Annotated in this window: 12 protein-coding genes and 1 pseudogene; 5 read left to right on the forward strand and 8 right to left on the reverse strand. The window is 69.9% G+C overall.

The window, feature by feature from the left end:
* Nucleotides 1-105: 105 nt before the first annotated feature.
* Both FREUN1FDRAFT_RS30405 and FREUN1FDRAFT_RS30410 read right to left on the reverse strand, forming a co-directional pair.
* On the reverse strand, nt 106-1,005 hold the full coding sequence (locus tag FREUN1FDRAFT_RS30405; protein WP_006544150.1) for a hypothetical protein: 900 nt from the start codon (nt 1,003-1,005) through the stop codon (nt 106-108).
* 169 nt (nt 1,006-1,174) lie between these two features.
* Nucleotides 1,175-1,762: a hypothetical protein gene (locus FREUN1FDRAFT_RS30410; protein WP_006544151.1), complete on the reverse strand. Its 588-nt coding sequence runs from the start codon at nt 1,760-1,762 to the stop codon at nt 1,175-1,177.
* A 646-nt stretch (nt 1,763-2,408) separates the two neighbouring features.
* Between FREUN1FDRAFT_RS30410 and FREUN1FDRAFT_RS40275 the strand changes: the two genes are divergently transcribed.
* The 4 genes from FREUN1FDRAFT_RS40275 to FREUN1FDRAFT_RS30435 all read left to right on the forward strand — a co-directional run bounded on the left by FREUN1FDRAFT_RS40275 (nt 2,409) and on the right by FREUN1FDRAFT_RS30435 (nt 12,308).
* Nucleotides 2,409-3,260, forward strand: a complete 852-nt coding sequence (locus tag FREUN1FDRAFT_RS40275; protein ID WP_157475601.1) for a glycosyltransferase — start codon at nt 2,409-2,411, stop codon at nt 3,258-3,260.
* A 41-nt stretch (nt 3,261-3,301) separates the two neighbouring features.
* Nucleotides 3,302-5,542, forward strand: a complete 2,241-nt coding sequence (locus FREUN1FDRAFT_RS30425) for a DUF4082 domain-containing protein (protein ID WP_157475603.1) — start codon at nt 3,302-3,304, stop codon at nt 5,540-5,542.
* Between the two features lie 585 nt (nt 5,543-6,127).
* Complete coding sequence (locus tag FREUN1FDRAFT_RS30430; protein WP_006544154.1) at nt 6,128-10,987, forward strand: DUF4082 domain-containing protein; 4,860 nt, start codon at nt 6,128-6,130, stop codon at nt 10,985-10,987.
* A 34-nt stretch (nt 10,988-11,021) separates the two neighbouring features.
* Nucleotides 11,022-12,308, forward strand: a complete 1,287-nt coding sequence (locus FREUN1FDRAFT_RS30435) for a glycosyltransferase family 4 protein (RefSeq protein ID WP_006544155.1) — start codon at nt 11,022-11,024, stop codon at nt 12,306-12,308.
* Between the two features lie 27 nt (nt 12,309-12,335).
* On the opposite strand, the gene FREUN1FDRAFT_RS40280 is transcribed toward FREUN1FDRAFT_RS30435, so the two are convergent.
* The 6 genes and pseudogenes from FREUN1FDRAFT_RS40280 to FREUN1FDRAFT_RS30465 all read right to left on the reverse strand — a co-directional run bounded on the left by FREUN1FDRAFT_RS40280 (nt 12,336) and on the right by FREUN1FDRAFT_RS30465 (nt 19,474).
* Nucleotides 12,336-14,327 carry an oligosaccharide flippase family protein gene (locus FREUN1FDRAFT_RS40280; protein ID WP_006544156.1) on the reverse strand — a complete coding sequence of 664 codons (1,992 nt, stop codon included), beginning with the start codon at nt 14,325-14,327 and terminating at the stop codon, nt 12,336-12,338.
* Nucleotides 14,320-14,961: an acyltransferase gene (locus FREUN1FDRAFT_RS47540; protein ID WP_006544157.1), complete on the reverse strand. Its 642-nt coding sequence runs from the start codon at nt 14,959-14,961 to the stop codon at nt 14,320-14,322. Before FREUN1FDRAFT_RS47540 ends, FREUN1FDRAFT_RS40280 begins: the two co-directional genes overlap by 8 nt.
* The gene (locus tag FREUN1FDRAFT_RS30450) at nt 14,951-16,090 is read right to left on the reverse strand and encodes a DegT/DnrJ/EryC1/StrS aminotransferase family protein (RefSeq protein ID WP_006544158.1); all 1,140 of its coding nucleotides are present in this window, start codon (nt 16,088-16,090) and stop codon (nt 14,951-14,953) included. The genes FREUN1FDRAFT_RS47540 and FREUN1FDRAFT_RS30450 overlap by 11 nt, the downstream gene beginning before the upstream one ends.
* An 81-nt stretch (nt 16,091-16,171) precedes the next feature.
* Nucleotides 16,172-17,334: pseudogene (locus FREUN1FDRAFT_RS48295) on the reverse strand (DegT/DnrJ/EryC1/StrS family aminotransferase).
* A gap of 56 nt (nt 17,335-17,390) precedes the next feature.
* Nucleotides 17,391-18,419, reverse strand: a complete 1,029-nt coding sequence (locus FREUN1FDRAFT_RS30460) for an NAD-dependent epimerase/dehydratase family protein (protein ID WP_085948922.1) — start codon at nt 18,417-18,419, stop codon at nt 17,391-17,393.
* A gap of 5 nt (nt 18,420-18,424) precedes the next feature.
* The gene (locus FREUN1FDRAFT_RS30465) at nt 18,425-19,474 is read right to left on the reverse strand and encodes a Gfo/Idh/MocA family protein (protein WP_006544162.1); all 1,050 of its coding nucleotides are present in this window, start codon (nt 19,472-19,474) and stop codon (nt 18,425-18,427) included.
* Nucleotides 19,475-20,001: 527 nt separating this feature from the next.
* Between FREUN1FDRAFT_RS30465 and FREUN1FDRAFT_RS30470 the strand changes: the two genes are divergently transcribed.
* A partial coding sequence (locus FREUN1FDRAFT_RS30470; protein ID WP_198144529.1) for an MFS transporter occupies nt 20,002-20,725 on the forward strand: 724 nt, incomplete at its 3' end.

Here is a 20,725-nt window from a genome sequence, read left to right on the forward strand (position 1 = left end):
GCGCGGCCAAGGGGGCGGACGGGGCCGGAGCCAGGGCCGCGCCGGGGCCGCCGGCGCGAGATGTGGTGGCCGGGGGGTTGGTAGCGGACCGCGACGTTCCGCTGATCATGACTTTCGGTCGCTGCCAAGCGGTCGGCGGTCGTAGCCCGACTGCGGGTCGTCGTCGAGTGAGGTGGGCCGCCGCAGCGGAATACGGTAGGTGCGTTCGGTGTCGTGGTCCGAGCGGCCCTGCGGCGACCGGTCGAAGGCGCTCTGCTGGTCGTACCGCTGGCGCTCGCGATGTTCCTCCGGCCCCGCGGCCGGGCGCCGCGGACGCCCGATCTCCTCGTAGCCGCCATGGTCCGCCTGCGCGGCCCCGGACGGCCCGGTGGGGGACATCGGGGCACCGCCGTCGCCGGCAGGCCGCGGCGAGCGGAACCGGTCGAACAGCAGAACGCCCAGGAAGGTGAGCAGGCAGCAGACCGCGAAAGCCATCGCCGCCTGCGTGTAGCGGGCCTTCTTGGCGACCGTGACCACCGGCTCCTCGGTGATCTTGTTCAGGACGAACCACGACGACCGGGGCGCGCCGCCCTTCTCCTGCTCCTGGTCCAGCACCTCGCCGAGCTTGGTGACGACGTAGTTGACAGTGGTCACGACCGCGGCGCGGTCGGGTCCCTCGGCCTGCACGTTGAGTACCGGGCCGGCGGCGTCAGTGGGAATACCGATCATGTATCCCGCCGTGGCCCCGTGCTTCACGGCCTCGTCAACCGCTTCGGCGGTGCTGGTCAGACGGCTGATCACCTCCGCCGTAATGCGCAACGACTGCCCGAATCCCAGATACGGATTGTCAACCTTGCCGGTCTCCGCGGAGACGGCCGAGGGCAGAAGGAAGACCTGGGACGATCCCTGATAGCTGACGGGGGTCATCACGAAGGCGCCGATCGCGGCGACCACGGTCAGAGCAACTCCAGCGGCGGTGAGTCGCCACCGTCGGAGCAGAATCGTGAGCGGTCCGTTCAGTTGCATTACGTGTTCCCCCCGGTGCCGATCCGGAAGACCTGACTTCCTGAACGCGGCGGAAGCTGTGGACGGGTAGGCGCCGTCACCGACGGCCTCGGGTGCAACCTTTGCCGTTCCCATGATCGCAGCAACGGCAAAGATGTGGTTTGAGCTGGGGCTCGACGCGGGGGAGCGCTCATCGCGGCCGCGCTCGCCGGAGGCTGGTGCCCACGGCCGCGGTGACGAGAACGGCGACGAGGAGAACTCCCAGGGCTGCCCGCGGGCGACTGCCGCCGGCATAGGACGCAGGGCCTGCCGGGCCACTGGAATCCTTGCCGGCTCGTGGCAGCGGCACCAGGACGATGCGCTTGGCGTCGGGAATTCCGTCCTGCCAGATCTCAAGCCGCTTCGACAGCTGGCTGACGACCGCGTTGACCGTGTCACGGGCCACCGCGCCGTCGCTGTCCGCGGAGACAATGTTGATGATCGTGCTGCGGCCGACGATGTCCGCGAACGGCTCGGTGCTGTTGCGGGAGAATGCAAGCTGAAAGTCGGTGACCTGCTCCGGGCCGAGCGCCCCGGGCCGGGAGAGCTCCGAACGGGCGTAATAGATCAGCAGCTCGCCCGCGAACTGGGCGTTCAGCGCGTCGTCGCGGCCCTTGTCCACGCGGAGCACGACAGCCACGCTCGCCGACTGGGGTGCCGGGCGCATGAAAAGCGTGACGGCACCCAGCACCGCCCCCACCGCCAGCACGGCGGCCAGCGCAACCCGGGCCCGCCCCATTCCGTCCCCCCAAGGCGCCCTCGCCGGTTCGGCGGCGTCAGGCGGAAGTAATCCGTTCCCGCGAGCTTCGCATGGCAGAGTGGATCTCGCCCCCTGCAGCGGAGATCCAGTCCGTGTTGGTGACGGGCCGGCGTCATCTGTTCGGCTACCACCATAGGGCAGGTACTCAGGAGGGCGCACAGCCGGTGCTCCCTGACGGGATACCGGTCGGTTACCATCGGCCACGCATTCATTGGGCGTGGATGCGCAATCGGAGGGGGGACCGATGAGCCGCGCTGTGCGTGCGCCCGACCTGGCAGGGGCTGCTCGGTGGCGTCAATGCGTCACCGTGTGTGCGACCAACCGCTGGGATGGCGTCAAGCTACACGACCGCTCACTCGCGGAACAGCTGGCCCGCCACGTACCTGTTCTGTATGTGGACCCGCCGATCTCACCGGCGACGCCGAGGCGCCGGGCGGACATCGCCGCGCCTGCCGTGCCCAGGGTACGCATGGTGGCGGACAACCTGGCACAGCTGGCGCCGGTGGTGCTGCCCGGGCTGCGCCGCCGCGGAGTCGCCACGGCGAACTCGGAGATCGTCCGGCGCCAGATCAGACGCGCCGTTCGTGACCTCGGTGTACCGGTCGCGGCGCTGGTGGAGGCGGACGTGCTGCTCCCGGCCTTCGGGGCGGCCCGGGAACGGCTGCGCGTCTACTGGGCACAGGACGACTACGCCGGCGGTGCGGCGTTGCTCGGGCTCGACCCGGTGCGGGTGCAGGTCGCCGAGGTGCGGGTGGCGGCGAAGGCGGATGTGGTTATTACCGCGAGTCCCGTCGTTCATGACAAACTGACCGCATTGGGTGCGAGCCCGATCCTCATTCCGTATGGTTGCGATCCCGAGGCGTTCGCCGGCGTGGAGACCGCGGCGGATCCGGAAGACGTGGACCTTCCCGGCCCGGTTGCCGGTCTGGTCGGGCATATCAATGCGCGAATAGATCTCGGTCTGCTGGAAGCGGTTGCCGAGGCCGGTCATTCGCTGCTTCTGGTCGGCCCGATCGATCCAACGTTCGAGCCGGATCGGATGCGGGCGCTGCTCGGCCGCAAGAACGTCGTATCGGTGGGGCGGAAGCCCGCCGAGTCGCTCCCGAGCTATCTGAAGGCCATCGACGTCGGCCTCGTGCCCTATGCCGACACCGCCTTCAACCGTGGTAGTTTTCCACTGAAGACCCTCGAGTACCTCGCAGCGGGGCGGGCGGCTGTGTCGACGGATCTGCCGGCCACCCGTTGGTTGGATTCATCGTTGATAGTCACTGCTACCACTCCGCCAGAGTTCGAGGCAGCTGTAGCCGCCGAGCTGCAACGCGAGCGGTCCGGCCAGCTGGCCGCCGCTCGTCGCGCGTTCGCGGAAAGCCACAGTTGGGCTCGTCGGGCCGCTGATTTCGCCGCAGCGATCCGGGTCACACGACCCCACGGTTCCGTGTCCATCTCCGGGGGGGACCGACCGGGAGGCACGCAATGACCGCGAGTAATACGTGGAGCGAATTTCACGTTTCAGCAGAGATGGTCAACCGGGCGGAGGCCGGTCCGGTCACCGGCACACCGGTGCCGGACGGCACCGCGACCGGCGCTGACCTGGCCGGATTCAATCCGGCTGGTCATGATCTGACGGGCGCCGGTGGGGCGGGTTTCGGTACGGCTGGTCATGATCTGACGGGCGCCGGTGGGGCGGGTTTCGGTACGGCTGGTCATGATCTGACGGGCGCCGGTGGGGCGGGTTTCGGTACAGCCGGTCATGACCTGGCAGGCGCCGATCTGACGGGCGCTGAGATGGCCGCTTTCGGTACGGCTGGTCATGAGCTGGCGGGTGCTGATCTGGCGGGTTTCGATCCGGCTGGCTTCGGTACGGCCGGCCATGAGCTTGCGGATCATGATCTGGCGGGCGCTGACGTGGCCGGTTTCGATCCGGATGGCTATGAGCTGGCCGACTATGAGGCGGCCGGTTTCGATCCGGTTGGCTATGACCTGGCGGACCATGACCTCGCGGGCCCCGATCCTGCCGACTTCGATCCTCCCGATTTCGATCCTGCCGGCCCCGCGCCGACCGCCTCCGGCCGGCAGGGTGGCGCACGGCCACCAGGCAGAGGCGGGCGCCGACGAAGGCAGCGGGGTGCCGCCCAGCCGCGTCCGGCCCGTAGGCCGAGCCGCCGCCTGTCGATCATGCTGGTCGTGGCCCTGGCGGGCGGTCTCGTCGGCTTGGTGGTGGGGTTGCGGACGGCGTCGGACAACCTGACCGTGGCGGAGGCCGGCCGGTCGGGCAAGGGGTCGTCTGGTCCGGTCAGCCTGTGGAACGCGCGGGGGGCGCTGACGGTCGAGACCAGCCCCGACACCCGCCAGGTGGTGCTCGGGCTGCGGTTCCGTCCAGAGGTGTCCGGGCGGATCTCCGCGATGCGGGTCTACCGCCCGACCGCGGGCGGCGGCCCGAACACGGGTGCGCTCTGGTCTGGTGACGGGCGGCAGCTCAGCACGCTGACGATTCCCAACAGTGACCGAGCCGGCTGGCGCCGTGGGGCCTTCGAGCGTCCGGTCGCCGTTCAGGCCGGGCAGACCTACGTCGCCGCCTACCAGGTTGACTCCGGCGGTTATGTGGATCAGGTCGACTACTTCGGTGCCGGAAAGGTCCGCAAGGTCGGGCCGCTCATCGCTCTCGCCGGGGTGTACACCTACCGCGCCGCGGCCTTCCCCGACGAGACCTGGCGCGACAGCAACTACTACGTGGACGTCGAGTTCCAGCCGGTCGGCCAGGGGGCGGGAACGCCTGTCACCGTCCCGCCCTCGCCGGGCCCGAACGCGACCGCGCCCGCGTCGCCGGGTCCGTCCGCGGGCCCGTCCGTCGGCGTCACGCCGGGGGCGACCACCACCGGTTCAACGCCGCCCACCGCCCAGGCGCCCAGCCCGGCGGCCGGTGGTGCGACGGTCCCGCAGGCCACGCCGCAGACCTCCGGTGTCTCCGCGCCGCCCAGTGCGTGGCCTGGCCCGGGCAGCACCGGGGTCAAGCCGGGGGTGGCCCTGACCCCGTCCGGCTCCATCACGGTCACCAAGGACAACACCGTGATCAGTGGGCTGGACATCACCGGCACCATCACCGTGCGGGCCAAGAACGTGACCATTCGGAATGTCCGGGTGCACGGCTGTGGTGACCGCGGCGCGATCGACGCCGGCTACGTGGAGGACAGGGTAGGCCCGACCCTGGTCGAGGACGTCGAGGTCAGCGGAGACGGGCTGGCCTGTGACCGGACCGGTGTCGGCAACTCGAACATGACCATCCGGCGCGCGAACATCCACGGTTTTCGGGCGGGTATCTATTCGGACGGAAACACGGTCGTCGAGAACAGCTGGGTGCACGACCTGTACTCAAACCACTCGTCCCACATGGACGGGTTCCTCTCGAACGGCGGTTCGAACCTCACGCTCGTCGGCAACAACATCGAGTGCGCGGTTCCGGACGGCAATGACATGTGCTCGGGTTCGGTCGGCCTGTTCGGAGACTTCGCGCCCATTCAGAACGTGTTGATCAGGTACAACCTCTTCAACACCCAGGGGGCCTACTGCGTGTACGGGGGCTCCGGGGCGCAGAAGGCGTTCCCGCTCGCCAGCAACGTCCGCATCCTCGACAACACGTTCGGTCGGCGGTACCACCCGACGTGTGGAACCTACGGCACGATCGCGGGCTTCGAGTCTGTCAACGGGAACCAGGTCTCGGGCAACGTCTGGGTTGACACGGGAGCGTCGGTCACTCCCTGAGTGTCGCGCCGTCACCGACTGATGCGGTGGCGGCGGGTCGGCTGGTATCGCGAGGTGGGTGGCGCTGGGGCCACCCACCTCGCTGCGTTTCCGGCCGATATCGGCAACAATGGACAACAGATGAACTGCGTTCGAGCGATGGTATGTGGTGGTTTGCTCGCCGACGGTTGGTGCGCTACCGTGTCGGATCGCCGCAGCGGCGCCCAAAAGGGGGGGTGTGTCGCGTGGCCTCGGGGGGGTCCGAATGAGTGTCAGCCGGCTGTCGCGGCAGATGTCCGCGCGTAGTGGTCGGCTGTGCGCGTTCCGGCGCCGTGTCGCACCTACATGACTTCCCCTGAACCGTCCACGATCTGAGATCGACGTGCGCGTGCCGGGGGCTGACGGCTTCGACGACCCCTCCCACCCGCATCCGACAAGGCTCCAACCCGAATCTGTCGCCTAGGCCGGACCTGACCCGGCGGCCGGGGCAAGGGCGCGGTACCCGTCCCGGAAAAGTGGGAGATCGTCATGCAGTCTCGTCGGCGCGCTGCCAGTTTGTGGCGCCGTGGATCGACCGGCCCGTCGCCGCGCCGTCGGCAGGGTGTGATGGCCCTGGCGGTGGCGGTCCGGCTGGCGCCGCGTCGGGTGGCGGTTCTCGCCCTGCTGGTGGCGGCCTCGCTGGTCGGCTTCACCGTCGTGCCGGGCACCCGGACGCTCCCGGCTGCCGAGGCCACCACCGCAGGTCCCTGCGACGCCCCCGTGAACCCGATTGTCTGTGAGAACAGCCTGCCCGGCACGGCGCCGTCCGAGTGGAAGCTTTCCGGGGCCGGCGACCCGACAATTCAGGGTTTCGGGACGCAGATCAGCGTCAACAAAGGCGAGACGATTCACTTCAAGGTGAAGACCGACGCCTCCGCATACCGCATCGACATCTACCGGATGGGTTACTACCAGGGCAACGGAGCGCGCAAGCTCGACACGATCACGCCGAGCGCCTCCCTGCCGCAGGTTCAGCCGGCCTGCTACACCGACAACACCACCCACCTGGTGGACTGCGGCAACTGGGCCGAATCGGCGTCCTGGGCGGTGCCCTCGACCGCTGTCTCCGGCATCTACTTCGCGATTCTCCACCGGGAGGACACCGGCGGCGAGGGGCAGATCACCTGGGTCGTCCGGGACGACTCCAGCCACAGCGACATCCTGGTGCAGGCCTCGGACACGACCTGGCAGGCGTACAACTGCTACGGCGGGTACAGCCTCTACGAGCTCAGCGACGACTGCCACCAGGCGAAGAAGGTCAGCTACAACCGGCCGTTCGCCACGCCGCAGAACAAGTTCCAGGACTGGGTGCTCAGCGCGGAATACCCGATGATCCGGTTCCTGGAGTCGAACGGGTACGACCTGAGTTACACGAGTGGTATCGACGCCGACAAATCCGGTGCGCTGCTGCAGAACCACAAGACGTTCATCTCCTCCGGGCACGACGAGTACTGGTCGGGCGCGCAGCGGGACAACGTCGAGGCGGCTCGTGACGCGGGCGTGAACCTCGCCTTCTTCTCCGGTAACGAGGTCTACTGGAAGGTCCGCTGGGAGCAGAGCATCGACGGTTCGGGCCAGGCCTACCGGACGATGGTCTGCTACAAGGAGTCCCGGGCCAACGCGAAGATCGACCCGTCCAGCGAGTGGACCGGCACCTGGCGTGACACCCGCTTCTCTGCGACATCGGATGGCGGAAAGCCCGAGAACGCGCTGACCGGGACGTACTGGGTGGTCCAGAGCGACTACCACGACATCCAGGTGCCGGCGGACGACGGCAAGATGCGCTTCTGGCGCAACACCGGCATCGACGACCTCAATGAGGGCGACGTGGCGACCCTCGCGCCAAGCACCCTCGCCTACGAGTGGGACACCGACCTCGACAACGGGTTCCGGCCCGCGGGCCTGTTCCAGGTCGCCCATTCGGACGTGGCCAACGCGACGTCGGTGGTGAAGGACGCCTACGGCAACGTCGTCTCGCCGGGGGCGGCGTCCCACGCGATGACGATGTACCGGGCCGCGAGCGGTGCGCTGGTCTTCGGTGCCGGCACCATCCAGTGGTCCTGGGGTCTGGATCAGTCCAACCCGAACAACACCGCGCCCGACCAGCGGATGCAGCAGGCCACCGTCAACCTGTTCGCGGACATGGATGCCCAGCCCGACACGCTGATCAGCGGGCTGACGGCGGCGACCAAGTCCACGGACACCACCGGGCCGACCGTCAACATCACCTCGCCCACCAGCGGCGTCGCGCAGGCGAACGGGGCCACGGTGACCGTCTCCGGCACGGCCGCCGACTCCGGTGGCGGCGTCGTCGGCGGTGTCGAGGTGTCCATGGACGGCGGCGCCACCTGGCATCCCGCCAAGGGACGTGAGTCCTGGTCGTACACCGGCACGGTCGTCGGTGTCGGGGCGGTGGCAATCAAGGTCCGGGCCTCGGATGACAGCGGCAACATCGGCGCGGTCGCCCAGGTCGCGACCACGGTGTCCTGCCCGTGCACGATCTTCCCGACCGCCGCTGTCCCGGTGAACCCGGCGACGAGCGACGGCTCGGCCATCACCCTGGGCGTGAAGTTCACGTCGACCATGGACGGCTCGATCACCGGTGCCCGTTTCTACAAGGGTGCCGGCAACATCGGCACCCACACGGCGACCCTGTGGACGGCCGACGGCACCCTGCTGGCGAGCGGCACCTTCGCCGACGAGACCGAGAGCGGCTGGCAGACGGTTCTCTTCCCGCAGGCCGTGGGCGTGTCGAAGGACCTCACCTACGTGATCGCGTACCACGCTCCGTCCGGCCACTACGCGGCCGATGCCGGCGTCTTCACCAACGCGGGCACCACGGGCGTGCCACTGAAGGCCCTGCCCGGCGGTCCCACCGCGTCGAACGGGGTGTACCGCTACGGGGCGGCGGGGCAGTTCCCGAACCAGTCGGTCACCGCGGTGTCCGGCCAGATCAACTCCGCCTGGAACTACTGGGTTGACGCGATCTTCTCCGACGCCTCGGCGGCGGATGTCACGCCACCGTCGGTGACGGCGCGCACTCCGGCGTCCGCCGCCACGAACGTGGACCCGGCCACCACCGTGACCGCCACGATCTCGGAGGACATCACCAGCGGGAGCGCCTCGCTCGTGCTCCGGGACGCGGCCAACGTCGTGGTCCCGTCGACGGTCGCCTTCGACGCGCAGGACCGCAAGCTCACCCTCACCCCGAACGCGACCCTGGCCAGCGGCAGCACGTACACCGCGGTGCTGTCGGGTGCCGCCGACGCGGCGGGCAACGTCATGAACCCGGTGTCGTGGTCGTTCTCCACGGCCGGCCCACGCACCTGCCCCTGCACGATCTGGGACGCCTCCGCCACACCGGCGGTACCGGCAAGCCCTGAGCAGTCCGCGATCGAGCTCGGGGTGAAGTTCCAGGCGACGAGCAACGGCTGGATCTACGGGCTGCGCTTCTTCAAGGGAGCCGGCAACACGGGCACCCACGTCGGATCGCTGTGGGACGCGGCCGGTAGCAAGCTGGCCTCGGTGACCTTCACCGGCGAGTCGGCGACCGGCTGGCAGCAGGCCTCGATCTGGCCGCCGATCGCCGTGACGAGTGGAACGACCTACACGGCGTCCTACCACGCGCCGGCCGGGCACTACGCGTACACCACCGGCGCCTTCGCGACGGCCGGTGCCGGCACCGCCCCGATCCGGGCGCTGTCGAACACCGACGCCGGCGGTAACGGTGTCTACAGGTACGGTGCGAGCGGCCTCCCGACGAACACCGCCCAGGCGGCGAACTACTGGGTGGACGTCGTCTTCGACACCACCGCCCCGAGTGACTCGGTGCCGCCCGTGGTGGCCGGTGTGACCCCGGCGCCCGGTGCGACGAACGTCGCCGCCGGCACGCCGATCACCGCGACGTTCAGCGAGGCCGTGCAGCCGAGCACCATCTCGATGGTGGTGAAGGACGCGGCCAACAACACCGTCGCGGGCACCGTCAGCTACGACGCGCCGACCCAGACCGCGAAGTTCACCCCGACCGCGTCGCTCGTCACCAGCGCCAGCTACACGGCGACGGTCTCGGGCGCGAAGGACCTGTTCGACAACCCGCTGGACGGTCCGCAGACGTGGAGCTTCACCATGGCTGCGCCTTCCTGCCCCTGCACCATGTTCGGTTCCACCACTCCGGCCCAGATCGCGGGTGACTCGCAGGCCATCGAGGTCGGCATGAAGTTCCGGGTCGACCAGCCCGGCTACGTCAGCGGCGTCCGGTTCTACAAGTCCACCGGGAACACCGGCACCCACCTGGGCAGCCTCTGGTCGGCGACGGGCACCCGGCTGGCGACCGCGGTCTTCACGGGCGAGACCGCGTCCGGCTGGCAGACCGTGACCTTCGCCTCCCCGGTGGCGGTGACGCCTGGCACGACCTACGTCGTCTCGTACCACACCAACACCGGCTACTACGCGGCGACAGGTGGCTACTTCACCAGCCCGCCGGCGAGCGCCTCGCCGATGGTGGTGATGGCCAGCGGAGCGGACGGCCCCAACGGGCTCTACTCATACGGCGGCACGGCATTCCCTGCGAACACCTACCAGAACGCCAACTACTGGGTGGACGCGGTCTTCGTCCTGAGCGGCTCGCCGGACACCGCCGCGCCGACGATCACGAACCGAAGCCCGGCGGTCGGTGCGACGAGCGACGCGGCGGCTCCGATCACCGTCACCTTCAACGAGCCCATCAACCCGTCGACGCTCAGCCTGACGCTGAAGGACGCGGCGAACAACACGGTGGCCGGGAACGTCAGCTACAACTGGGAGACCTCGACCGCGACGCTGGTGCCCAGCCAGGCGGTGTACTCGGGGCAGTTGCACACGGTGACGGTCTCGGTCAAGGACCTGGCCGGTAACGCGATGGCGGCGAGCTCGTGGCAGTTCACCCCAGTGGTGACCTGCCCCTGCTCGATCTTCCCCTCGACGGCCACCCCGGCGGTCGCGGCCGCCTCTGACACCGCCGCCGTCGAGGTTGGTGTCAAGTTCCGTCCGGATCAGAACGGCTACATCACTGGTTTGCGCTTCTACAAGGGCGCGGCCAACACAGGTACCCACATCGGTCACCTGTGGGATGCAAGCGGTAACCTTCTTGCGACCGCGACCTTCTCGAACGAGTCGGCCTCGGGCTGGCAGCAGGTATCGCTCAGCACCCCGATACAGGTGACGGCGGGCACCACCTACGTCGCGTCGTACAACTCGTCGGCGGGCCGGTACTCCTACACGTCGAACTACCTCGACTCGACGACGACCCGAGCGCCCGTACGCGCGCTCGGCAACGGCGTCGACGGCCCCAACGGCGTGTACAAGTACGGCGCTTCGAGCTTCCCGACCGGTAACGGGGGCAAGAGCAACTACTGGGTTGACGTCGTGTTCACCACCAGCCTGTCCTAGTGCCGCTCCTGACCTGACCCGAGCGGAGAGCACTGTGAAGATCCTGGTCTACCCTCACCACCTGGAGATCGGCGGAAGTCAGACCAACGCCATCGACCTGGCCACCCAGCTGCGTGACGCCCATGGCCACGAGGTGGTCTTCTTCGGAACTCCTGGGCCGGCGGCAGCACTGCTGCACGAACGGAAGATCCGCCTGCTGCCGGCCCCCGCGGCCTTCGGGGCCCCGTCGGCCCGGATGATCGCGGCGCTGGCCCGGGTCGTCCGGGAGCAGCGGCCCGACGTCGTCCACGCGTGGGACTGGCCGCAGTGCATCAACGCGCTGCTGGCGCTGGGTTCGATGGGGGCGCTGGGGCCGCTGGGGGTGCCCTTCGCCGGCAGCGACATGAACAACCTCTCGGTGTCCGCGCACCTGCCGAAATCGGTGCCGATGACGTTCGGGACCGAGGAGACGGTCGATGTGGCCCGCTCGCTGGGGCACCGCCGGCTGCTGCTGCTGGAGCCACCGGTGGACACCAGCCGGGACGACCCGGAAGCGGTGGACGGCACCGTCGTCCGCAAGGAACACGGTGTCGGCGCCGACGAGCAGCTCGTCGTCGCGGTTTCCCGGCTGGTCGGCTGGCTGAAGCTGGAAGGGCTGATCCGGGGCATCGAGGCCGTCGGCGAGCTGGCGGCCCGGTACCCGGTGCGCTTCCTCGTCGTCGGCTCGGGCACCGCCGAGGATGACCTGCGGCGCCGCGCGGCCGTCGTGAACGAGGCGGCGGGCCGTGAGGTCGTCACAGTGCCGGGCCCGATGCTCGATCCGCGCGGTGCCTACGCCGCCGCCGACATCGTGCTCGGCATGGGCGGCTCCGCGCTGCGGGGCCTGGCCTTCGGCAAGCCGGTCCTGCTCACGGGGGAGCGCGGGTTCTCCACCGTGGTGAGTGAGGACACCGTGACGCCGCTGTTCTGGCGGGGCTACTACGGCGTCGGCGACGGCACCCCGTCCGACCTCGCCGGGCAGCTGGAGACCCTGCTGATCGACGCCGAGCTGCGCGCGCGCCTCGGCGGCTGGGCCCGCGATCTCGTCCTGCGCCGGTACTCGCTGGAGGTCGGCGGGCGCAACCTGGACGGATTCCTACGCGAGGCGGCGAGCCGGCCACCGGCCCGGCTGGACATCCTGCGGGATCTGGCCGCGATCGCGCCGCGGGCCACCGCCAGCCGGGTGATACCGCCCTCGGTACGCAGCCGGCTCCGTGGCGGCCCCGCACCGTCGAGCTGGGCGGACGTGGCGGTGGCGCGGGGCACCCAGGACCGCTCCGCCCCGGCCGGCGGCCCGCGCTAGCGGAGCACCGACCGGCCCGCGGACGGCTCACCAGGACTTGTGGGAGTCGCCCGCGGCGGAGCCGCCGGAGGCCTGCCGGATCATCCCGCGCATCGGGGCGACGATGGCCAGGTAGACCAGGGTGCCCGCGGACCCTCCGATCAGGACCTGCAGCACCGGTACGGTCGTCACCTGCGCGCCGAGCTGGGCGACGACCGCGAAGGCGATGCCCCCGAGCGCCGGTCTGACCAGGAGCCGGGCGACCTTCAACAGGCGAAAGCCGAGCCCGCGCAGCGCCAGGGTGAAAACCGGCAGCACGATCACCAGGGCGACCCCGAGGTGCCCGATGGCGACCCCGCGCACGCCGTCCAGATGGGCACCGACGGACAGCGCGGGTACCAGGGCGACCAGCCAGATCACCTGGAGCCGCACCATCGTCCGGGCCTTGCCGACGGCGACCAGCAGATCGTCGGTGATCTCGACGGCGACCCGGATGATGGACAGCAGCGCCAGCAGGCGCAGCGCTTCCGCTGCCGGCACCCACTCCTCGCCGTAGACGGCCTCGATGGCCGCCTTTCCCAGAACGACGAGGAGGACGCACACCGGAACGGTGGCGGCGACCAGCAACGCCAGCGACCTGGCGTAGACGTACCGCAGCCGGGAGGGCTCGGCGACGAGCTGGGAGAAGCCGACCAGGCTGACCCGCCGGACGGCGAACGAGAACATGTTGACCGGCCAGCTCGAGAGGTTGAAGGCCTGCGCGTAGAAGCTGACCAGCACCGGGCCCAGTACGCGGGCGGCGATCATCGTGTCGACGTTCAGCATGCAGACGGTCAGGATGGCGGAGCCGCTCAGGGGCACGCCGTCGGCCGCGAGCCGCCTGGCCATGTCACGGCGGAACCCGGGGCGCGGCCGGCGCGGCGCGAGCACGAAGATCATGGCGGCGCCGAGCAGGTTGCCGCTCAGCCGTCCGATCACCAGCGCCCAGACGCCCATCCCGCCCGCGACGAGCCCGATGGACAGCCCGGCCCAGGCGAGCAGGTTCGCGGTGTCGGCGATGGCGCGGCGCCCCTGGGAGTAGGAGCGGGTCAGCAGGGCGGTCGGCACCGCCGCGGTGGCGTCGATGAGAATCGTCAGCGCGAGAGCGCGCAGCACCCAGGACGCGTCGGGAATGTTCGCCAGCTCGGCGATCAGGGGCGCGGTCACGAAGAAGACCGCGTAGAGGCCGGCGCTGAACACCATGATCAAGGTGACACCGGTGCGCTCGACCTCGCGGATGTCACCTTCCCAGCGGATCAGGGCGGTGGTCATCCCGGCGTCGTTGAGGCTCATCAGCAGCTGCATCGAGGCCAGCGCGATCGTGAAGATGCCGAACTGCTCGGGTACCAGCATCCGGGCCAGCGCGATCCCGATGATCAGCACGCCGGCCCGGGAGATGACGTTGTTGAGGAAGCTCCAGCCCAGGCCCTTGCGGACCTTGCTGCTCAGCTCGTCGTCCGGGGTCTCGGCGGCCCGGCGCCGGTTGACGACGGGGCCGAGATCCGCCGGCCGCAGGGCGAGTGCGCCCGTGCTCGACCGCTGGTGGGAAGCGAAATTATTGATCATCAGCGTTGGTTCGGCGTCCTGCCGGACCAACGCTTCCCTCCGGTGCCGAGGCGGCGCCGGTTTGCCGGGAACCACCGGTAGCAGTGCGTCCGGGCCGGTGGTCGGCCCGGACGTCGCCGGCTGGCGGATCACCAGGACGGTGCGTTCGATGTCCTCCTCCGGTGGCTCCCGGTTGGGAGGGAGCGCCGGTCGGGTCACCAGGACGGTGCGTTCGATGTCCTCCTCCGGTGGCTCCCGGTTGGGAGGGAGTCCCGGTCGGGTCACCAGGACGGTGCGTTCGATGTCCTCCTCCGCCGGTTCCCGGCCCGCCGCGGTGTCGAGCTGGGCCGGATCCCAGGCGAGGGTGACTGTTCTTTCCTGATCTTCGGCGGAAGGCCGAGGGCCGCGGGGTGACGGCGGGCCCGACGTGCTGTTCTCGTCGGACGGATCAGGCATGATCCGTGACGACGCCGCCGCTGGCGGAGTCCGCGCGGTGGCGGGTGCCGCAGGAGCAGGTCAGGTCGTCGCCCAGGCGTTCGCCGCAGGCACACATCCAGCCGATGTGCCGGGCCGGGTTGCCGACGACCATGGCACCCGGAGGGACGTCCCGGATCACCACGGTGCCCGCGCCGATGAAGGCGTTCTCGCCGATGGTGACGCCGCAGACGATGGTGGCGTTCGCGCCGATCGTGGCCCCGGAGCGGATGACGGTGGGGAGCAGGTCGTCACTGGTCTTCTTGACGGCGGCGCGCGGGTTGTAGTCGTTGGTGAAGACCGCGTTCGGGCCGAGGAAGACGTCGTTCTCGACGGTCAGGCCGTTGAACAGCGCCACGTTGTTCTTGACTGTCACCCGGTCCCCGAGGCGCACCTCGGACTCGACGAACGCGTGGTCGCAGATGTTGCAGTCGGCGCCGATCACCGCCCCCGGCAGGACGTGCGCGAACGCCCACACCCGGGTGCCGGGCCCGACCTGGTCGCTCTCGCACAGCGCCGCCGGGTGGACGAACGGATCCCGCACCCCGCCGGCGGTGGTTGCCGCGCCGTCAACCGCACCGTCAACCGCGCCGTGAACCGCCACGTCAGCTGTCATTGTCGACCAACGCCTTCATCAGGGTTTCCACGACGCGCTGCTGCTGGGCGTCAGTGATCTCAGGATAGATCGGCAGGGAGAGGATCTGCCCCGCAAGCAGATCCGTGACCGGGCACGGCCGGGGAGCATGGTCGGCGAAAGGCACGGTGCGGTGGATCGGCTGCGGGTAGTGGACGCCGGCACCGATCCCGGCGGCCTGCAGCCGGCCCAGCAGGCGGTCGCGTTCCGGCACCCGGATGACGTACAGGTGCCAGACGTGCACGTTTCCCGGCGCGACCTGCGGCCGGCCGAGGTCGAAGCCGAGGGATTTCTCCGCGTCCGAGAGCAGCAGGTCGTAGCGGGCCGCCGCGGTGCGGCGTGCCTCGTTCGCCGCCGCGAGCCGGCGGAGCTTGGCCCGCAGGACCACGGCCTGCAGGGTGTCCAGGCGCGAGTTGAAACCCAGGTGGGTGTGCTCGTACTTGGTCAGGCTGCCGTGGCAGGAGATCGCCCGCATGGTCGTGGCGAGGTCGGCGTCGTCGGTGAGGGTCGCGCCGGCGTCGCCGTAGGCACCGAGGTTCTTACCCGGGTAGAAGCTGGTCGCGGCCGGCCCGGCGGAGCCGATGCCGGCACCGCCGCGGGTCGCGCCCTGGGCCTGGGCCGCGTCCTCGACGATCGCGATCTCCCGCCCGCCGATGACCTCCTGGACCTGCTCCAGCGCGGCCAGCTGCCCGAACAGGTGGACGGGAATCACGGCGCGGGTGCGGGCGGTGATGGCCTCGGCGACCCGGGCCGGGTCCACCAGCTGGTAGGTCTCGTCGGCGTCGACCAGGACCGGCCGGGCACCGGCGCGCGAGACCGCCTCCGCGGTGGCGATGAAGGAGTTCGCGGGCAGGATCACCTCGTCGTCGGGCCGCGTGCCGACGCCGAGGGCGCGCAGCGCGAGCTCGATCGCGTCGGTGCCGTTGCCGACCCCGACACAGTGCTGGCGACCGCTGAAGGCGGCGAACTCCCGCTCGAACTCGGTGACCGGGACGCCGCCGATGAAGGAGGTGGTGGCGAGCACCTGGGCGAAGCCCGCCGCGACCTCATCCGCGACCGCGTGGTGCGCGGCCGCGAGGTCCACGAAGGGAATTCTGTCGACCGTGGTCATCTGGCTGTCGTCCTTCCAGGCGTCCGGGCCGTCCGGGCCGTCCGGGCCGTCATGGCCGACGTGATGGTCGCCGCGGTCGCTTCAGTCATCGCCCTGGCCGTTGCTCGGGCTGGCGGCGGAGCCGTGTGCCGCCGCACGCAGGGACGCCACGACCCTCGCCACGTCGTCCTGGGTCATCTCGTGGAAGAGCGGCAGGATGACCGTCCGGTCGGTGAGCCGCTCCGTCACGGGAAGGTCGACCTCACCCTGCTGGGCGTAGGCCGGCTCCCGGTGCGCGGCCATGATGCCCCGCCGGGCCGAGATTCCGTCCCGCAGCAGATGCTCGAGCAGGCCGTTGCGGGTGCAGGGGAAGCCGTCGGCCAGCTCGACCCAGAAGGACTGGTAGTTGGCCGTCCCGTGGGGCGGGTCCGCGCACACCCGAAGGCCGGGCACGTCGGCGAGGGCCTGCTGGTAGTCGGCGGCCAGCTCCCGGCGCCGTGCGATCAGCTCGTCCAGGCGGCGCATCTGCACGAGCCCGATCGCGGCCTGGACGTCGGTCATCCGGTAGTTGTAGCCGGTCTCGGCATAGTCCTCGATCACGATGCGGCTGCTGCTGTGCCGGTCCGCGGCGCTCACGGTCATGCCGTGCTCGCGCAGCCGCCGCGCCCGCGCCGCCCACTCCGGACGGTCGGTGACCAGCGCGCCACCCTCCCCGGTCGTGAGCAGCTTGCGGGGTGGAAGGAGTACGCGGCGAGCGTGGCGTCGCCGCCGACGGGCCGGCCCCGGTAGGTCGAGCCGATCGCGCACGCCGAGTCCTGTACGAGCTCGAGACCACGGCGAAGGCACAGGGCGCGGACCGGTTCGACGTCCAGAGGCATGCCGCCCTGGTCGACAGCGATCACCGCGCGGGTCGCGGGGGTCAGCGCCGCCTCGACCGTCGCCGCCGTGACGTTCTGCGTGCTGGGATCCACGTCGGCGAAGACCGGACGGGCTCCCACGTAGCGGACCACGTTGGCCGTGGCGATGAACGACAGCGACGGCACGACGACGTCGTCGCCGGGCCCGACACCCGTGAGCACCATCGCCAGGTGAAGGGCGGTGGTGCAGCTGGAGACGACGACGGCTTCGGCCGCGCCGAGACGCGCGGCCAGCGCTCGCTCGAACTCCGCGACGCGCGGGCCCTGGGCCACCCAGCCCGACCGGACCGCGGCCGCGGCGGCCTCGGCCTCCTCCTCACCCAGCCACGGCCGCATGACCGGGAGCATGGCTGGCGCCGCTGGCCTGGCGGGCGCGGCGGCGGTCGGCACCGCCGAATCCGGGCTCATCGGGCGGATCCCGAGGTAGCGCCGCTGGCGGCGGTGCTGTCGCCGGCGCTACTGCCGGTGGCGCCGCTGGCGGTGGTGCCGAGCCCGCGCCACCAGCTCACCAGCTCGCGCAGGCCGTCCTTCAGACCGATGGAGGCGACGAAGCCGAGGTCGTCCCGGGCCCGGGAGATGTCGGCGAGGCGACGGGGCACCGGGTTGGTCTTGCGCTCCGGCCCGAACTCGGGCTCGAGGTCGCTGCCCATCGCCTCGCAGAGCGCACGCGCGAGCTCCAGCAGGCTCGTCTCCTGCCCGCTCGCGATGTTGTACACCTGGTCCGACACGTCGGAGCGGGCGGCGGCGATATTGGCCCGGGCGATGTCGACCGCGTGGACGAAGTCCATCGTCTGGCTGCCGTCACCGAAGATCAGTGGCCGTTCACCGCGCTCGATGCGCTCCATCCAGCGGATCAGGACCTCGGTGTAGGCGCCGTGGGCGTCCATGCGTTGCCCGTAGACGTTGAAATAGCGCAGAACCACGTAGTCGAGGCCGAACATGTCGTTGAAGCTGCGCAGCAGGGACTCGTTGAACAGCTTCGCCGCCCCGTAGATGGTGCGGTTGTCGTACGGGTGGTGGTTCTCCGCGGTGGGAAACTGCTCGGCCAGCCCGTAGATGGAGGCCGAGGAAGCGGCCACCACCCGGCTCACACCCGCCTCGACCGCGGCCTCCAGGACGTTGAAGGTTCCGGTGGCGAGGACGTCGTAGGCCAGCCGCGGCTCCTGGGCGCACTGGGTGATGCGAATCGCGGCCTGGTGAAAGAGGAGATCAACCCCCGCCATGGCCTTGGCGACGGTGTCGGCGTCGCGCACATCACCTTCGATGACGGTGACCAGGCCCGATTCCAACGCCGCGGCGATGTTCTCGTGCCGGCCGCGGGTGAAGTTGTCGAGGAGGACGATCTCGGCGGGCTCGTGCGGAATCAGCTGGTCGGTGATGTGTGACCCGATGAGACCGGCGCCGCCGGTGATGAGAACACGACGACCGGCGATCTCGGTCATGCGGGGAGACCTTTCCCTTCGGTTGGCAGCGGGACCGCCTGGCCGCCCTTTGCGGCACTTTCGGCGGCGGCTTCGAGCATTCTCAGGACCCGGAGCCCCGAGGAGCCGTCGGTTCGCGCCGGGCGCCCCTCGCGGATCGCGTCGGCGAACTCGGTGACCACACCGCGCAGCGCCTCCGTCTCGGCGAGCGCGGGGGCCACCATGTCGCCGACCCGGTAGGAGACGAGCCGGCGGGCCCGGTCGTCCTGCGGGCGTTCGCTGATCTCGACGCCCTTGTCGTAGATGCTGAGCCGCTGGGACGGCTCGAGATCATCCCACACGATCATCTTGCGGGAGCCGCCGACCACGGTTTTCCGGATCTTCGTGGGGCTCAGCCAGTTGACGTGGATGTGCGCGATCCCGCCGCCCCGCAGAGGCATTGTGAGATACCCGACGCAGCTGCGGCCGGCGTTCACGGGATCCGCGCCGAGGGCCGTCACGGACAGCGGCGCGAATTCCGCCGGCAGTACGAAGTCGAGGATGGACAGGTCGTGCGGTGCGAGATCCCAGAACACGTCGACGTCCGGCTGAATGAGCCCGAGATTGATGCGCACCGAGTCGATGTACTGGATGTCGCCGATCTCGCCGCTGTGGGTGAGCTCCCGAATCCTCATGACGGACGGCGTGTAGCAGTACGTGTGGTCGCACATGAGCACGACCCCGGCGGCCTGTGCGGCCGCGACGAGTTTCGCGCCGTCCGCGGCGGTCGCCGCCAATGGCTTTTCGACCAGGACATGGCGCCCGGCGTCAATGGAGGCGAGAGTCAGCTCCGTGTGGCTGGCCGCCGGCGTCGCGATGGCGACCGCGGCGACCTCCGGATCGGACAGCACCTCGCCGAGATCCGCGGTCACCCGCACGTCGCCGAGGTGCCCGGCCACCGCCCGGGCCCGATCGGTGTCGAAGTCACAGACCCAGCGCAGACGCCATGATCCCGAGCTCGCGAAGTTGCGAACCAGATTCGGGCCCCAGTAGCCGGCGCCGATCACGGCAACCCCTAACGGTTGCACAGAAATCTCCTTCACGTGGATTCAGGTGTCACTGAGCCTTTTCCGTCTCACGGGTGCACCGCCAGCGACGACGCAGGTCCGAAGCCGACGACGAAAAAGGCTCACAGCTCATGTGGGCACCACAGTATTCACGGACGGGAGTGGAAAACATGCGGTTTCGCATGGAAACTATTTAAAAAAGGGTGACCAATGGCCTGTTGTGGGCCACGGTCTCCCGTCAGGTCTCGCCGTGACGCGCAAAATCATTTCCATGCGCGACCGGCCGGCGGCGCAGAAGGGCGCCGCGCCTCGTTGCACATCCCCCCATGTGGCATCCCCCCATCCCGGGGTACTGTAGCATTCGTCCACGAAGATCGTGATGGGGACGGAATCCTGACCCGGTCAATCCGTTTCTCCCCATGGTGGCGCGGCGGCCCGGCTTGGCGCGGGTGTCCGGCGGCGTGGCAATGGGTGGCCTGGGCGCTCGTCGGAGCGAGCTGTGTACCGGGCAGGGGGGCAGCATTGTGTACACGGTTTCGCCGTCGCCGGTGGGCAAGGACGCCGACGATGCCGCCGCCGATGCCGACGAGGAGCCCGGCGGCGCCCCTGCGTTCCGCAACCCGACCACGGATGGCGAACCCACCGCCGCGCGGCGTGGCCGGCTGCGCGGGGTCGGCCCGACGGTCGTGCTCCTGGGGCTGACCAGCCTTCTCACCGACCTTTCCACGGAGATGGTCACCGCCGTTCTTCCGCTCTACCTTGTCGAGCGACTGGGCTTCACTCCGTTTCAGTACGGCCTCGCCAACGGTCTTTACCAGGGAGCCAGTGCGGTCAGCCGGCTGGTCAGCGGTTTCGTCTCCGACCGGTTCCACCGGCACCGCGACGTCGCCGCGACCGGCTACGCGATGTCGGCCGCCGCGAAGGTCGTCCTGGCGGCGGGCGGGGCGAGCCCGGGGACGCTGTCCGGCGCGTTGGCCGCGGACCAGATCGGCAAGGGCCTGCGCACCGCTCCTCGCGACGCGATGCTGTCGTTGTCGGCCCCTGCTTCCAGACTGGGGTTCGCCTTCGGCCTGCATCGCGCGATGGACACCGTCGGTGCGATGCTCGGGCCGTTCGTCGCGTTCGCGTTGCTCGCGGTGTCACCGGGGTCCTATGACCTGGTGTTCGTGCTCAGCGCGTGCATCGGGCTGGTCGGCGTCGCCGTGATCGTGCTGCTCGTCCGCCCGCCGTCCGCCGGCGCGGCCCGGCCGGGCCGCGCCGGGCCGGGTGCCG

The organism is Parafrankia sp. EUN1f (genome assembly GCF_000177675.1).
Lineage (GTDB): Bacteria > Actinomycetota > Actinomycetes > Frankiales > Frankiaceae > Parafrankia.

Bases quoted from the DNA above. Each gene is read 5' to 3' on its own strand.
- FREUN1FDRAFT_RS30405 (WP_006544150.1), bottom strand. From the start codon at position 1,005: ATGCAACTGAACGGACCGCTCACGATTCTGCTCCGACGGTGGCGACTC.
- FREUN1FDRAFT_RS30410 (WP_006544151.1), bottom strand. From the start codon at position 1,762: ATGGGGCGGGCCCGGGTTGCGCTGGCCGCCGTGCTGGCGGTGGGGGCG.
- FREUN1FDRAFT_RS30425 (WP_157475603.1), top strand. From the start codon at position 3,302: ATGGTCAACCGGGCGGAGGCCGGTCCGGTCACCGGCACACCGGTGCCG.
- FREUN1FDRAFT_RS30430 (WP_006544154.1), top strand. From the start codon at position 6,128: ATGGCCCTGGCGGTGGCGGTCCGGCTGGCGCCGCGTCGGGTGGCGGTT.
- FREUN1FDRAFT_RS40280 (WP_006544156.1), bottom strand. From the start codon at position 14,327: ATGCCTGATCCGTCCGACGAGAACAGCACGTCGGGCCCGCCGTCACCC.
- FREUN1FDRAFT_RS47540 (WP_006544157.1), bottom strand. From the start codon at position 14,961: ATGACAGCTGACGTGGCGGTTCACGGCGCGGTTGACGGTGCGGTTGAC.
- FREUN1FDRAFT_RS30450 (WP_006544158.1), bottom strand. From the start codon at position 16,090: ATGACCACGGTCGACAGAATTCCCTTCGTGGACCTCGCGGCCGCGCAC.